The sequence below is a fragment of the Streptomyces virginiae genome (genome assembly GCF_000720455.1).
GTDB classification, from domain to species: Bacteria; Actinomycetota; Actinomycetes; order Streptomycetales; family Streptomycetaceae; genus Streptomyces; species Streptomyces virginiae.
Window position 1 is genome coordinate 438,362 of sequence record NZ_JOAK01000002.1, and the last position, 14,378, is coordinate 452,739.

Below are 14,378 nucleotides of genomic sequence, written 5' to 3' on the forward strand. Positions count from 1 at the left end.
CCGCCGTCCGCCCGCCCGGCCGGGACTGCGCCATCCGGGGGCGTGGTGCGCTTATATGAACGGTGGTGTCAGATGCCCGGGCCGGTGCGGCGCAGCACGCGCAGCGAGTCGGTGACGGAGATCTCCTCGAAGGCGCCCGAGGCGAGGGCGCGCAGGTAGATCCGGTACGGGGCCTGGCCGCCGTCCGCCGGGTCCGGGAACACGTCGTGGATGACGAGCGTGCCGCCCTCCGCGACGTGCGGGGCCCAGCCCTCGTAGTCGCCGGTGGCGTGCTCGTCGGTGTGCCCGCCGTCGATGAACACGAAGCCGAGCTTGCCGCCCCAGGTCGCGGCGACCTGCGGGGAGCGGCCGACGATCGCGATCACGTGCTCCTCCAGCCCTGCCTCGTGGAGGGTCCGGCGGAAGGTGGGGAGGGTGTCCATCAGCCCGATCTCGGGGTCCACGACCGTCGGGTCGTGGTACTCCCAGCCCGGCTGCTGCTCCTCGCTGCCCCGGTGGTGGTCCACGGTGATCGCGGCCACGCCGGCCTCACGGGCCGCGTCGGCCAGCAGGATCGTCGAACGCCCGCAGTACGTGCCGACCTCCAGCAGCGGCAGCCCGAGCGCCCCGGCCGCGGCGGCCGCCTCGTACAGGGCGAGGCCCTCCCGTACGGGCATGAACCCCTTGGCCGTCTCGAAGGCGGCGAGGGTCTCCGGCTTGGGGCTGGCCATGTCGTTCCTCCTGCTGAGCTGCGTGTGGCGGCCCATGCTGCCCTACCCGCTGGTAGGGGTCCATGGCGGGGTCGCCGCGGATACGCGACGGGTCAGCGGCCGAACAGCCGCGACAGGCCGCTGGTCCCGCCCGTCCCCTCTGCACGCCGCCGCTCGCGTACGGCACGCCGGAATTCCGACCGGGTGTCGGAGACCTTCTGCGCCAGCCGCTGGCTGCCGCTCAAGAAGGGCAGCCGGTGCAGCAGCAGGTCCATGTGCGCCAGCGCGCTCACGGGATCACCTGCCTCGCCGATGCTGAGCAGCACGCGGTGGGCCACCTCGGGATCGCCGTGCTCGGCGAGTTCGGCGAGGTTCGGGAAGAGCCGCCAATACAGCTCGGCGGCGCCCGCGAAGTCTTCGACCAGCCAGGCGTCGTGGGCCAGCCGGCGCCGGACGTCGAGCAGGACGGGGCTGTCGGCGGTCAGGGCCCACTCCAGATCGGGCAGGAGTGGCCCCAGCCAGGCGCGTTCGCTCTCCGCCCGCTCACGGGTGCGTGCGTCCCACTGGCCGTCGCGGTCGCCGGCGCCCCGGTGCATCGCCGAGGCCAGGTGGTAGCGGGCGGTCAGCGTGACGACGCCGTGCGCGCCGAACACCCTCCCGGCCTGCCCGATGAGTTCGCGCAGCTCTTCTTCGTGGCGGCGGCCGTCGCCGGGCCCGAAGGCCGCGGCCTCGCCAATGCAGGTGACGCGGGCGGTGATCGTGTCCGGATGCTCCAGGCCCAGCACCCGCACCATGCGGGGCAGGATCCGTTCCAGATCGGTCGTGGACTGCCGGCGGACCCGCACGGCCCGGTGGTAGGCGGCCCGGACCGTGAGCGCGTCCTGCGCGCCCAGCTCATCGGTCAGGTCGTCTACCAGCATGGCGAGCCGGTCGACGACGTCGCTGGGGGAGTCTTCCAGCAGCTGCGTCAGCCGACGGTCCAGCATCGTGCGGACGTGGTCGCCCGCGGCGGTGTGCACGGTCGGGGCGTACGCGGGCGGCGGCGGGTACGAGGCGGCCGCCCCCGTGACGCGTGCCTCGCCGCGGGCGATCTCGGCGAGCCGATGGGAGACCTCCGCCGCGTCCGCGGGCCGGTCGCTCGGGTCTTTCGCCAGCAGGTCCCGTACGAGGGTGTCCAGCGCGGCAGGCAGCCCCGCCCGCAGCGAACTCGGCGCGGGCGGCTCGGCGGTGAGGTGTTGGGTGAGGAGTTCGTGCATCTCGCGGGCTGTGAACGGCCGGGCCCCGGTAAGCAGTTCCATGAGGACGCAGCCGAGGGCGTACAAGTCGGCCCGGCCGTCGACCGGGACCCCGTTCGCCCCACCGGTCCAGCGCTCAGGAGCCATGTACGGGAACGAGCCGATGACCATTCCGGTGCCGGTCAGATCCGTGCCGGCCCCCGACCCGGCTCCGGCTTTGGCGATCCCGAAGTCGAGGACCTTCACCACCCCGGTCCCGGTGACCATCACGTTGGCCGGCTTTACGTCCCGGTGGACGATCCCGGCGGCGTGGGCGGCGCCGAGCGCGTCCGCGATCCGCCCGGCCCACTCCAGAGCGTCCACGAGCGGCGGCACGCCGGCCTCCAGCACGTCGGCCAGGCTGCGGCCCCGCAACAGCTCCATGACGAGGAAGACGGCATCGCGACCGTTGCGTTCGATGCGGCCGAAGTCGTGGACGGTGGCGATGTTGGGATGGGCGAGGTTCCCGGCGAGGCGGGCCTCCCGCTCGAAGCGGCGGGTCTCCTCGGGCGTCTGCGGATAGCCGATCTTGACGGCCACACTGCGCCCCACCCGGCCGTCATCTGCCCGCCACACCTCGCCGAAGCCGCCCTGGCCGAGCAACTCCTGCAGCGCGTACCGGTTTTCGATCAGTTCCCCCACGTGCGCATTATCGCCGACCGTGTAACCCGTTGGATAAATCGAGCCACCGGAGTGTGGCCGCATGGTTACGCTCGGCCACGGAACCGGCAACTGCCTTGGGGGTGACCGTCCATGGTCGGCGTGCGCGATCTCGATCCCAGCGCCTCACCGCTGGACTACTACGGCTCCGAACTGCGCCGCCTCAGAGAGGATGCGGGGCTCAACCAGGCGCAGCTCGGCAGCATCGTCTTCTGCACGGGCTCGCTGATCGGCCAGGTCGAGACCACGCGCAGGGTCCCGACGCGGGACTTCTCGGAACGGGTGGACGCGGCGCTGGGCACGGGCGGGGTGTTCTCGCGGCTGGTCGGGCTGGTGCTCCGGCATCAGCTGCCGACGTGGTTCCAGGCGTACGCGGAGATGGAGGCACGGGCGGCTTACATCTCGACCTTCCAGGCGCAGTTGGTCTACGGGCTGTTGCAGACGGAGGAGTACGCGCGGGCGGTGCTGGGTGTGCGGAGTGAGGGGGACCTCGACCCGAAGGTGGCCGCCCGGATGGAGCGGCAGCGGATCCTCGACCGTGAGAACCCGCCACTGATGTGGGTCGTGCTGAGCGAGGCCGTGCTGCACCAGGAGATCGGTGGCCGGGACGTCATGCGGAACCAGCTCGCCCACTTGCTGCAGCTGCGGAGGCGGGAGTGGGTGCGGGTGCAGATCCTGCCGTTCGAGGCGGGCGCACATGCCGGACAGATGGGTTCGTTCACCGCCCTGCGGTTCGACGACGACCCGGACATCGTCTACACCGAGGACTTCGTGCAAGGACATATGACGGCCAATCCGCAAGCTCTCAGGGAGGGTTCGCTCCGATACGATCATTTGCAGGCCGCCGCGCTCTCCCTGGAGGACTCGGCGGCGCTGATCGCCCGCGTATTGGAGGAGCGCTATGGAGACCAACCAGCACCTGACGGGCGCGAAGTGGCGTAAGTCCTCGTACAGCGGCGACACCGGTGGCGAATGTGTCGAGTGCGCCCCGCTCGGCGCCCTGGCGTGGCGTAAGTCCTCGTACAGCGGTACCACAGGCGCCGAATGGGTTGAGGTCGCGGCCCAGCCCTGCCTCGTCGCCGTGCGGGACTCCAAGAATCCCGAGGGGCCCGTTTTCGCCGTTCGCCCCGCCGCTTTCGAGGCGTTCGTGAGGGCCGTCTCGGTATGATCCGCTCCCGACTCGGGGAGTAGGGGGCGGGGGACATGGAGCAGGTAGGGCCGGGGGGCCCGACGCACGTCGGGCCGTTCGAGGTCGTCGGCGTGCTCGGGCAGGGCGGGATGGGGCGGGTGCTGTTGGCGGCCGGCCCGGACGGGCGGCTCGTCGCCGTCAAGCAGGTGCTCGCGCACTTCGCCGACGACGAGGGCTTCCGAGCCCGTTTCCGCCGTGAGATCACCGCCTCGCGCAAGGTCTCGGCCGCCTACACGGCCGCCGTGATCGACGCCGACCCGGACGCCCCGACGCCCTGGCTGGCCTCGGTCTTCGTCGCCGGGCCCTCCCTCGGAGCCGTGGTCAAGGCGGTCGGGGTGCTGCCCGAGGACGTCGTACGCCGCCTCGCCGCGGGCCTGACGTCCGCCCTGGCCGAGATCCACCGGGCCGGGCTCGTCCACCGGGACCTCAAGCCCGACAACGTGCTCCTCGCCGAGGACGGCGTCCGCGTCATCGACCTCGGCATCGCGAGGGCCACCGAGGGCGAGCCGGAGGGCGACACGGGGCTGACGCGTACGGGGTTCGTCGTCGGATCGCCCGCGTACATGTCGCCCGAGCAGGCCGAGGGCATGCCGCTCACGCCCGCCAGCGACGTGTTCTCCCTCGGCTCCGTGCTGGTCATGGCGCTGACGGGCCGCAGCCCCTTCGCCGGGACCTCCACGCTCAAGACGCTGTACGACGTGGCGCACGGCGAGCCGGACCTCAGCGCGGTACCGGCGGGGCTGCGCGACCTCGTCGCGCGCTGCCTGGCCAAGGACCCGGCGGCCAGGCCGACCCCGGCGGAGCTGCACGAGCTGATCGGCCCGGTGACCCCGGCGGGCCGCCAGTGGCCGTCGGCCGTCTACGGGATGCTCGCCGAGCAACGGGCCCGGATCGACGGCCTCCTGGCCGGCGTTCCCGCCGAGGAGCCGGAGTCCTCGCCCGTGCCCGCATCCGTGACCGAGGTCGATCCGGTCACGGTGCCGACGCAGGACACGCCGACGCCCGTCCCGCAGGCGCCACCGGAGGAAACCCGCTCCGGCGGCCCGCGGCGCGCCCGGGGGCGCCGGGTCGCGGCGCTGGTGGCGGCCGGGGTCCTCCTCGTGGCCGGTACCGGCGGTGCGCTGTACGTACGGGACCGCATGAACGCCCCCGTCGCCTACGCGGAGGTCCCCAGATGCCAGGAGGCGCGCGAGAAAGTGCCCCTGGACCTGCGGCCGTCGGGCACGGACAGCTGGATCGGGACGGTCGACGGCGCGCAGATGTCGTGCAGCGGGGGCGCCGGTACCGCCGCGTCGCCGACCGCGAGGGTCAGGTGGAACCTGAGCCTCGGCGGGAACGCGGAGACCAACGCGGCCACGCAGCGGCGGCACTTCCAGGCGGAGGCGGCCGGCCAGCGCGCGGCGACCCGCCTCGGGTTCGGCACCGAGGCCTATTGGGAGTCCTCCAGCGCCGACTGGACCTGCGTCCTCGCCGTACGTGAGGGCAACCTGTCGGTCCGGGTGGGCCTGAAGGCCACGCCGTACGCCAAGGGCGCCTGCGAGACGAAGGCGAAGGAAGCCGCCCGCGCCGCCCTGAAGACCGCCACGCGCCGCTGACCGGGGCCCGGCCCGCCGTCCGCCGGCCGCGCACGGCCTAGCGGGAGGGCGGGCCCAGGCGGCGGCCGTTGCTCGTGCCGCACGCCAGGCAGACCATCCAGTCGCCGAGCAGGCCGTCCTCCCGCAGGTGCGGCTCGGACGCGACGTTCGACTCCTCCTCGCCGCAGAACACGCAGTCCGCGTCCTCGCCCTCCAGGCGCCGCATGCGGGCGGGTGGTGCGCCCGCGCGGCGCTCGCAGCCGAGCCAGCCGCACCCGGGGCATTCCCACCACGCCTCGGGGCGCGGCGCCGGTCCCGCTCCGCCCCAGCGGTTGCGGCGGAGCATGACGCTGAAGGGCGTCAGCGTGCGCCCGCAGCGCGGGCAGTCGGGGGTGGCCATGCGGACCTTCCTTTCCGGGGTGGAGCCTCTCGCCATGGTCCACCCCCGTGAGAAGAACACGCCCATCTGACCTTCCGTCAGATTGGAACGTGTTCTAATCTGCCGCGCATGGGCATCGGAATCACGCAGGAGCAGCGGGAGTTGGCCGAGGCGGTGCGCGGCTGGGTGGCGCGGGTCTCGCCGCCCGAAGAGGTGCGCAAGCTGCTCGACTCCCCGCCGCGCACCGGGGTGCGGCCCGGTTACTGGGACGCGCTGACCGCGTCGGGGCTCCTGGAGCCGCACCTGGAGGGCGGGACCCTGCTCGATCTCGCCGTCGTCGTCGAGGAGGCGGCCCGGGGGGCGCTGCCCGGCGCGTACCTGCCGAGCGCGCTGGCCTCCGTACTGCTGGACCGGGCCGGGGCCGAGCCGCTCTCCGGCCGGGTCGGGGCGGTCGCGCTGGGGCCGGGGACCCTGACCGCCGTGGCCACCGAGGGCGGCGGGCACCTGCTCGACGGACTCGCGCCGCCCGTGCTCGGCGGCGGCGAGGCCGACCTCGTGCTGCTCGCCGCCGAGGCCGCGCACGGGACCCGTTGGTTCGCCGTGGACGCCTCCGCGCTGGACATCCGTACGCACGAGAGCGCCGACCCGACCCGCCCCACCGCAGAGGTGCGGGCGCGCGGCGCGGTCGTCCCCGCCGGGCGGCTGCTGGAGCTCGACGCGGCCCTCGTCCGCGACCTCGCCTGCACCCTGTTCGCCGCCGACGCCTGTGGCACCGCCGCCTGGGCCCTGCACACGGCCGCCGAGTACGCCAAGGTGCGCGAGCAGTTCGGCCGGCCCATCGGGAAGTTCCAGGGCGTCAAGCACCTGTGCGCCGACATGCTCGTACGGCTGGAACAGGCCCGCGCGCTGGCCTGGGACGCAGCTCAAGCCATGGACGAGCCCGCCGACGTGCGCTCGCTGGTCGCGGCCCTCGCCGCCGGGACGGCCCTGGACGCCGCCTACTCCTGCGCCAAGGACTGCATCCAGATCCTCGGCGGGATCGGCTTCACCTGGGAGCACGACGCCCACATCCACCTGCGGCGGGCGATCGTCGCCCGCCAGCTGCTCGGTCCCGGCGACGGGCACCGCGTACGGGCCGTGCGCTGCGCGGCGGGTGGCGCGCGGCGCGAGCTGCGCCTGGAGCTGCCGGCGCGGGCCGAGGCGTACCGCGCGAAGGCCCGGGCCGCCATCGAGGACGCGCGCGGGCTCGATCCGGCCGCCGCCCGGCGGATCCTGGCCCCCACCGGCTACGCCGCCCCCTACCTGCCGCCGCCCTACGGGCTCGGCGCCGGACCCGTCGAGCAGCTCGTCGTCCAGCAGGAGCTCGCGGCCGCCGGGGTCAAGGTCTCCGACCTCGGCATCGCCACCTGGATCGTGCCCTCCCTGCTGGCCTACGGGACGCAGGCGCAGTGCGACGCCTACGCCCTGCCCACCCTGCGCGGCGAGATCACCTGGTGCCAGCTCTTCTCCGAGCCGGGCGCCGGCTCCGACCTGGCCTCGCTGCGGACCCGGGCGGAGCGGCGGGAGGACGGTTCCTGGCTGGTCAACGGACAGAAGGTGTGGACGAGTTCCGCGCACAGCGCCGACTTCGGGATCCTGCTGGCCCGCACCGATCCGGCCGCCCCCAAGCACAAGGGCCTCGGCTACTTCGTCGTCGACATGAAGAACACCCCCGGCATCGACGTCCGGCCGCTGAAGGAGATCAACGGCGAGGCCCTTTTCAACGAGGTGTACCTCGACGACGTCGAGCTGCCGGCGGACGCACTGGTGGGCGCGGCCGACGGCGGCTGGAAGGTGGCCCGGAACACCCTCGGCAACGAACGGGTGCACATGGCCGACCAGATGACCTTCGACACCGGACTGGAGGCGCTCCTCGCACGCGCCGCCGCCCTCGACGGCGCCCACCGAGCCCGGATCGGCGCGCTGGCAGCCGAGGCGCACGCCCTGGCCTGCATCGGGCTGCGCACCACGCTGCAGCAGGTGTCGGGGCTGGAGCCGGGCGCCGGGGCGTCCGTACGCAAGCTCGTCCAGACCCCGCACCAGCAGCGGACCGCCGAGCTGGCGCTCGAACTGCTGGGGCCGGCGGGCGCGGTGCGGGAGGGGGCGGGGGAGCGGGCGGTGCACGGGATGCTCATGTCCCGCTGCCTGACCATCGCCGGGGGCACCACGCAGGTCCAGCTCAACGTCGTCGCCGAGCGGATTCTCGGCCTCCCGAGGGACTGAAGGGACACCAGGGGCATGAAGTCGTACATCGTGGGCGTCGGCATGACGAAGTTCGAGAAGCCCGAGTCGCGGGACTGGCAGTACTGGGACATGGCGAAGGCGGCCGGGTCCGCGGCGCTCGCCGACGCGGGCGTGGACTACGGGCTGGTGCAGCAGGTGCCGGTGGGCTACTGCTTCCAGGCCTCCACCGCCGGCCAGCGCGCGGCGTACGAGCTGGGGCTGAGCGGCGTGCCGGTCTACAACGTCAACAACAACTGCGCGACCGGGTCGACGGCGCTGATGATGGCGCGGCAGTTCGTGGAGGGCGGACTGAGCGACTGCGTGCTGGCGCTGGGCTTCGAGAAGATGAAGCGCGGGGCACTCGGGGGCGGGGCCGGCGGCGGCGACTTCAAGACCTCGCCGGTGGCCCGGCACTACGGGATCATGGCCGCGGGCCACGGCTTCGAGATGTCCCCGCCCACGGCGCAGATCTTCGGCAACGCGGCGCGGGAGCACATGGAGCGCTACGGGACCACGCCCGCGCAGCTGGCGGCGGTCGGCGCGAAGAACCACCGGCACTCGGCGGACAACCCGAACGCGCAGTTCCAGGACGTGTACTCGGTGGAGGAGATCCTCGCGGCGAAGGAGATCCACGCACCGCTGACGAAGCTCCAGTGCTCGCCGACCTCGGACGGCGCGGCGGCCGCCCTGGTGGTGTCCGAACGTTTCCTGGTGGCGCACGGGCTGCACGACAAGGCGGTGGAGATCGTCGCGCAGGCGATGACGACGGACACGGAGGAGTCGTTCGCGTCGGGCTCCTGCATCGACGTGGTCGGCAAGCCGATGACGGCCGCCGCGGCGCGGCAGGTGTACGAGTCCTCCGGGCTCGGCATCGAGGACGTGGACGTGGTGGAGCTGCACGACTGCTTCTCGATCAACGAGCTGCTGACGTACGAGGCGCTCGGCATGTGCGAGGACGGGGCCGCGGGCAAGCTGGTGGAGAGCGGGGCCACGACGTACGGGGGGCGGTGGGTGGTCAACCCCTCGGGCGGACTCATCTCCAAGGGCCACCCGCTCGGCGCGACGGGGCTGGCGCAGGCGGCGGAACTGGTGTGGCAGCTGCGGGGCGCGGCGGGGCCGCGGCAGGTGCCGGGGGCCCGGGTCGGCCTGGCCCACAACATCGGCCTGGGCGGCGCGGCGGTCGTCACGATGCTGCGCCGGGGATAGGGGCGAGCACTGGGCCCACGGGGGCGGAGAGCCGGGCTCCGCCCCCGTGAGCCGCAGGCGGGGGGCCGGGTCAGAGCTTCTGTATGTCCTTGTGCACGACGTCGGAGCCGAGGTGGTCGGCGGCCAGGCGCACCTTGAGGGGGTGCCCGGCCGGCGCCTTGATGATGATGTCGGGGTGCTCGCCCAGACCGGTGCCGTTGCACGAGGGCTCGGTGGTCAGATTGGACCAGCCGTCCGTGCCGTGCGGATCGTTCCACGCCACCCAGGCGCAGTCGAGCTCGCCGCTGGTGATCGACACCGACTTGATCCTGACCGAGTTCACCGCGCCGTCGACGCGCTCGTAGAGCACCGTCGCGGTGTTGTGGTGGCGGCCCTTGCCGGCCTCCAGGTCGACCGGGAGGACCGGGCCGACCGGAGCGTCGGCGGTGGCCGGAGCCGCGCCTGCGGCAAGGGTCGCGAGTACGAGCGCGGCGGCGGGCAGGGCGGACAAGCGCATGACGGACCTCTCCACGAACCGGGTTGAGGAGCCTCATCCTGGTCCAGTGCGCGGGCGCGCGCTGCGGCGGAATCCGTCAATCGGTGGCCCGGAACGAACGGTCGGGTCCGCGCCGTGCCGGGCCGTGCCGGGGTCAGCGGGACGCCGGTTTCAGTTCGCACCGCCCGTCCGTGCACTCGCGGCGGAGCCGGCCCCGGGAGGCGGTCTCGGCCAGGCCGATCGCCCAGCACATGGGACAGCCGCGCAGGGCGACCACGCCGACCGGAGCCAGGAGCAGGGTGACCGGGCCGAAGGCCGGGATCAGGGCGAAGGCCGCGATCAGCGAGCCGAATCCCACCGCGCCGCGCGCCAGGTGCCGCGGCACGGACGCGCTCGCGAAGCCGGAGGTGGTGTCAGTGGTGAGCAGAGGCACGGGTGTCTCCCAAGGTGTGCTGGAGCGCCGCACGCGCCCGGTGGAGCCGCGACTTCATCGCGGCGGTGCTCAGGCCGAGGGCCTCGGCGGCGGCCCGGCCGCTGTGGCCCTGGACGTCCCGCATGATCAACACCCGCCGCTGGTCCGCCGGCAGCTCGGCGATGGCCTCCGCCACCCGCCCCGCCTCCAGGCGCCGCAGGACCTCGTCCTCCGCCGACATGACGGCCGTGTCCGGCAGCGGCGGGCGCTCCCTCGGCATCAGCCGGGCCCGGCGCAGGCATTCGTTGCGGACGATGCGGAACATCCACGACGCCAGCGCCCCGGACGCCCTGAGCATCCCGATCCTGCGGTACAGGATGATCAGCGCCTCCTGGGCCGCGTCCTCGGCGTCCTCGCGCGACGCGCACAGGGAGTGCGCGAAGCGCCGTACGTTCGGATGCGAGCCGGCGACCAGGGCGGTGAGCGAATCGAGGTCACCGCCCTGCGCGGCGACGATCAGGGCCTCGCCCGGCCAGTCCGTCCGGTCAGCCACGGGCCCGGCCCCGGCGGCGCAGGACGGCGACGGTGCACGCGCAGAGCAGGACGGCCGCGCCGGCGACGATGACAACAGTGATCACGGAAACCTCCAGGTCAGGTGCCGACCTCGGCGTCGGCAACATACACAAGAGGCGTGGGCACCCCGAAAGGATTCACCCCAGGGCCGGATCGACCACCGTCTCGCCCGTCGAGGCGCGGCGGACCGCGTCCGCCAGGTCCTCCACCCGGCCGTCCCGCAGGACCAGACCGGCCGCACCGGCGGCGAGCGCCGCCTCCCTCAGGCCGGGGTGCGCCGAGCCCGTCATGACGAGGATCCGGCACTCCGGATCGTCCTCCAGCAGGGCGTTCACCGCCGCGAGCTCCTCCACCAGGGCCACCGCCGGGCGGGCCGTCGGGTCCCGCACGACCTCGATGTCGGGCTGGAGGCCGAGCTGGAGCGCCAGGGCCGGATTGTGCGGGTCCAGCAGGACCCGCAGGGCGCGGGCCTGACGGTGTTCCACGGGCATTTCGTCCACCCGACAAGCCTATCTGACGGGGAGTCAAGAGTCTTCCCAAGTGCGGGGGCGTGCGTTATACATTCCCTCACCGGCCGATCCTAGAACGCGTTCTAGAGCCAGCCGCCCCGCATACGACCTCGGTGCGGCCGACGGTGCGGACGACCGCGCCGAGGTCTTCCAGGCAGCGATTTTCCAACGACAGGGAGCCGCGTCCTCATGCCGATCGATGCCGCCAGGGCCCTCGCCGCAGACCCCCGCCAGGGGGACATCGGCTGGGACCACAAGGACATCCAGCTCTACCACCTCGGCCTCGGCGCGGGCCTGCCGGCGACCGACCCGGACGAGCTGCGCTACACCCTCGAATCCAAGCTCCACGTCCTCCCCAGCTTCGCGACCGTCGCCGGCGCCGGCATGGCCATGATGGGCGGCCTCGCCGCCCCCGGGATCGACGTCAACCTCGCCCACGTCCTGCACGGCGGCCAGTCCATCGAGCTGCACCGGCCCATCCCCGTCAAGGGCAAGGCCACCTCCTCCGCCAAGGTCGCCGCCCTGTACGACAAGGGCAAGGCGGCCGTGATCGTGCTGCGCACCGAGGTCGCGGACGCCGACGGGCCGCTGTGGACCAGCGACGCGCAGATCTTCGTACGGGGAGAGGGCGGATTCGGCGGCGAGCGCGGACCCTCCGTCAAGGAGGAACGGCCGGGCCGCGCCCCAGACCGGGTCGAGGAACGGCACATCCGCGAGGACCAGGCGCTCCTCTACCGCCTCTCCGGCGACTGGAACCCGCTGCACGCCGACCCCGAGTTCGCCAAACTGGCCGGCTTCGACAAGCCGATCCTGCACGGCCTGTGCTCGTACGGGATGACCCTCAAGGCCGTCGTCGACACGGCCCTCGGCGGGGACGTCTCCCGGGTCCGCGCCTACCGCACGCGCTTCGCCGGGATCGTCTTCCCGGGCGAGACGCTGCGCATCCGGATGTGGCAGGAGCCCGGCCGCGTCCTGGTGTCGGTGACCGCCGTCGAACGGGACGACGCGCCGGTTCTCGCCGACACGGTCGTCGAACACGCGTAATCCTCCACCCCGACAGCACCGACAGGAGCCGCACCGTGCGCGCAGCACTGCAGAGCGAGATCGGCCAGGACAAGCTGGAAGTCGTCGACGACATGGAGGCCGTGGGCTTCGGCCCCGGCAAGGTGAAGATCCGGGTCAGGGCCACCGGCCTGTGCCACTCGGACCTGTCCGCGATGAGCGGAGTGCTGCCGCAGCCCGCCCCCTTCATCCCCGGCCACGAGGGCTCCGGCGTGATCACCGACGTCGGCGACGGCGTTACCGGCCACGCGATCGGCGACCGCGTCCTCGTCTGCTGGCTGCCGCCGTGCGGCCACTGTCCGTCCTGCGGGCGCGGCCAGGGCCACCTGTGCCTGGAGGCCTTCGGGAACGTCGCCACCCCCAACTTCAAGCGGGGCGAAGGCGCCGTCTTCGGCTTCGCCGGCACCGGCACCTTCTCCGAGGAGATGGTCGTCCCCGCCGCCTGCGCCGTCCCGATCCCCGACGACGTCCCCTTCGACATCGCGGCGCTGATCGGCTGCGGCGTCACCACCGGCCTCGGCGCGGCCATCAACACCGCCAAGGTGCAGGCCGGTTCCTCGGTGGCCGTCATCGGCTGCGGCGGCGTCGGCATATCCGTCATCCAGGGCGCCAAGGTGCAGGGCGCGGCCCAGATCATCGCCGTGGACCCCGTCGAGTCCCGCCGCGAGGCGGCCCTGCGGTTCGGGGCCACCGAGGCGGTCTCCCCGGAGGAGTTCGCCGACGCCAAGAACCGGATCACCGCCGGCGAGGGCTTCGACTACGTCTTCGAGGTCGTCGGCAAGTCCGCGACCGCGCAGAAGGCGTACGAGATGACGCGGCGCGGCGGCTCGGTCGTCGTGGTCGGGGCGGGAGCCCTCGACGACAACTTCCAGATCAACATGTTCTCGCTGTTCTTCGACGAGAAGAAGATCCTGCCCTCGATGTACGGCGGCGGAGACGTGCTGCGCTCCTACGAGCGCACCATCGCGCTGTGGCGGGCCGGCCGGATCGACCTGGCGAACCTGATCACGCACCGGGTGGGCCTGGCCGAGGTCAACGACGCCCTCGACCAGATGCGCACGGGCGTCGCCCTGCGCACCTGCATCGAACTCTGACCGCTCTGCCGGATCCGACCCGCTCTGAGAGGAACACCACGGATGTCACTCCCACTTGAGGGGCTCTGCGCCATCGTCACGGGCGCGGGCCGCGGGCTCGGCCGGGCCGAGGCGATCGAACTCGCGCGGCTGGGCGCGAGCGTGGTCGTCAACGACTTCGGCCAGCCCGGCCGGGACGGCTCGGGCGAGGCCTCGGCCGCCCCGGCGCAGGAGGTGGCCGAGGAGATCCGCGCCGCGGGCGGGCAGGCCGTCGCGCACCTCGGAGACGTGGCCGACTTCGAGCAGGCGCGCGAGCTGGTCGCACTGGCGGTGAGCACGTACGGGAAGCTCGACGTCCTGGTCAACAACGCGGGCATCCTGCGCGACCGGATGATCTTCTCGATGTCGGAGGAGGAGTGGGACTCGGTGATCCGCGTCCACCTCAAGGGCCACTTCAACACCACCCACTTCGCCTCCGCGCACTGGCGCGAACGGTCGAAGGCCGCGGGCGGCCCGGTCTACGGCCGGATCGTCAACACCTCCTCCGAGGCGTTCCTCGGCGGCTCGGCCGGTCAGCCGAACTACGCGGCGGCCAAGGGCGGCATCGTGGGCCTGACGACCTCGACCGCCCTGGCCCTGGCGAAGTACGGGGTGACGGCCAACGCCATCTGCCCGCGCGCCCGCACCCGTATGACGGAGGACGTCTTCGCCGGCTTCGAGGTCCCGCAGGACGGCAAGCTGGACGCACTCGCCCCCGAGCACGTCGCGCCGCTCGTCGGCTACCTGGCCTCACCCGCCTCCGCCAAGGCCAACGGACAGCTCTTCGTCGTCCACGGCGGCATCGTGGTCGTCATGGAACGCCCGAAGGTCGCCGCCAAGTTCGACACGGGCAAGGAGTCCTTCTCCTACGAGGAGCTCGACGGGCTCCTCACCCCGCACTACGACTCCCGCCCGGCGAACGAGACCTTCGCCGCGCCGGAGGTCCTGGGCCTCAAGCACGGCTGACGCACGGCCCGCGCACGGCTGAGGCACGGCCCGCGC

15 protein-coding genes are annotated in these 14,378 nt (G+C 72.9%); 8 read left to right on the forward strand and 7 right to left on the reverse strand.

Annotated features, from left to right (window positions below):
- Positions 1 to 68: 68 nt before the first annotated feature.
- Positions 69 to 710 carry a class I SAM-dependent methyltransferase gene (locus tag IG86_RS0105050; protein ID WP_030894891.1) on the reverse strand — a complete coding sequence of 214 codons (642 nt, stop codon included), beginning with the start codon at positions 708 to 710 and terminating at the stop codon, positions 69 to 71.
- Between the two features lie 92 nt (positions 711 to 802).
- A complete protein-coding gene (locus tag IG86_RS39690) occupies positions 803 to 2,605 on the reverse strand; it encodes a serine/threonine-protein kinase (RefSeq protein WP_051784962.1) in 1,803 nt (600 codons plus the stop codon).
- Between the two features lie 111 nt (positions 2,606 to 2,716).
- Between IG86_RS39690 and IG86_RS0105060 the strand changes: the two genes are divergently transcribed.
- The 3 genes from IG86_RS0105060 to IG86_RS0105065 are packed head-to-tail and all read left to right on the forward strand — an operon-like array spanning position 2,717 to position 5,407.
- Complete coding sequence (locus IG86_RS0105060; RefSeq protein ID WP_030894897.1) at positions 2,717 to 3,565, forward strand: helix-turn-helix domain-containing protein; 849 nt, start codon at positions 2,717 to 2,719, stop codon at positions 3,563 to 3,565.
- Positions 3,525 to 3,791 carry a DUF397 domain-containing protein gene (locus IG86_RS40830; RefSeq protein WP_078905802.1) on the forward strand — a complete coding sequence of 89 codons (267 nt, stop codon included), beginning with the start codon at positions 3,525 to 3,527 and terminating at the stop codon, positions 3,789 to 3,791. The genes IG86_RS0105060 and IG86_RS40830 overlap by 41 nt, the downstream gene beginning before the upstream one ends.
- A gap of 35 nt (positions 3,792 to 3,826) precedes the next feature.
- On the forward strand, positions 3,827 to 5,407 hold the full coding sequence (locus tag IG86_RS0105065; protein ID WP_030894900.1) for a serine/threonine-protein kinase: 1,581 nt from the start codon (positions 3,827 to 3,829) through the stop codon (positions 5,405 to 5,407).
- Positions 5,408 to 5,444: 37 nt separating this feature from the next.
- Here the strand turns inward: IG86_RS0105065 and IG86_RS0105070 are convergent, their stop codons facing one another.
- Positions 5,445 to 5,786, reverse strand: coding sequence for a hypothetical protein (locus tag IG86_RS0105070; RefSeq protein WP_030894904.1), 342 nt, complete (start codon positions 5,784 to 5,786; stop codon positions 5,445 to 5,447).
- A 108-nt stretch (positions 5,787 to 5,894) separates the two neighbouring features.
- Here IG86_RS0105070 and IG86_RS0105075 point away from each other — a divergent pair, with 108 nt between their 5' ends.
- Both IG86_RS0105075 and IG86_RS0105080 read left to right on the forward strand, forming a co-directional pair.
- The gene (locus IG86_RS0105075) at positions 5,895 to 8,027 is read left to right on the forward strand and encodes an acyl-CoA dehydrogenase family protein (protein ID WP_030894907.1); all 2,133 of its coding nucleotides are present in this window, start codon (positions 5,895 to 5,897) and stop codon (positions 8,025 to 8,027) included.
- Positions 8,028 to 8,042: 15 nt separating this feature from the next.
- The gene (locus tag IG86_RS0105080; RefSeq protein WP_030894910.1) at positions 8,043 to 9,233 is read left to right on the forward strand and encodes a lipid-transfer protein; all 1,191 of its coding nucleotides are present in this window, start codon (positions 8,043 to 8,045) and stop codon (positions 9,231 to 9,233) included.
- Between the two features lie 70 nt (positions 9,234 to 9,303).
- Here the strand turns inward: IG86_RS0105080 and IG86_RS0105085 are convergent, their stop codons facing one another.
- The 4 genes from IG86_RS0105085 to IG86_RS0105105 form a co-directional block, all read right to left on the reverse strand.
- The gene (locus tag IG86_RS0105085; protein ID WP_030894913.1) at positions 9,304 to 9,729 is read right to left on the reverse strand and encodes a hypothetical protein; all 426 of its coding nucleotides are present in this window, start codon (positions 9,727 to 9,729) and stop codon (positions 9,304 to 9,306) included.
- A 133-nt stretch (positions 9,730 to 9,862) separates the two neighbouring features.
- A complete protein-coding gene (locus tag IG86_RS0105090; protein ID WP_338116723.1) occupies positions 9,863 to 10,141 on the reverse strand; it encodes a hypothetical protein in 279 nt (92 codons plus the stop codon).
- On the reverse strand, positions 10,122 to 10,673 hold the full coding sequence (locus IG86_RS0105095) for an RNA polymerase sigma factor (RefSeq protein ID WP_030659285.1): 552 nt from the start codon (positions 10,671 to 10,673) through the stop codon (positions 10,122 to 10,124). The genes IG86_RS0105090 and IG86_RS0105095 overlap by 20 nt, the downstream gene beginning before the upstream one ends.
- A 157-nt stretch (positions 10,674 to 10,830) precedes the next feature.
- A complete protein-coding gene (locus IG86_RS0105105) occupies positions 10,831 to 11,184 on the reverse strand; it encodes a response regulator (RefSeq protein ID WP_045937326.1) in 354 nt (117 codons plus the stop codon).
- Between the two features lie 207 nt (positions 11,185 to 11,391).
- On the opposite strand from IG86_RS0105105, the gene IG86_RS0105110 reads away from it, so the two are divergent.
- The 3 genes from IG86_RS0105110 to IG86_RS0105120 are packed head-to-tail and all read left to right on the forward strand — an operon-like array spanning position 11,392 to position 14,342.
- On the forward strand, positions 11,392 to 12,246 hold the full coding sequence (locus IG86_RS0105110; RefSeq protein WP_030819633.1) for a MaoC/PaaZ C-terminal domain-containing protein: 855 nt from the start codon (positions 11,392 to 11,394) through the stop codon (positions 12,244 to 12,246).
- Positions 12,247 to 12,281: 35 nt separating this feature from the next.
- Positions 12,282 to 13,358, forward strand: coding sequence for a Zn-dependent alcohol dehydrogenase (locus IG86_RS0105115; RefSeq protein ID WP_030819635.1), 1,077 nt, complete (start codon positions 12,282 to 12,284; stop codon positions 13,356 to 13,358).
- Positions 13,359 to 13,400: 42 nt separating this feature from the next.
- On the forward strand, positions 13,401 to 14,342 hold the full coding sequence (locus IG86_RS0105120; RefSeq protein WP_030894921.1) for a 3-oxoacyl-ACP reductase: 942 nt from the start codon (positions 13,401 to 13,403) through the stop codon (positions 14,340 to 14,342).
- The last annotated feature ends 36 nt before the right edge of the window (positions 14,343 to 14,378 follow it).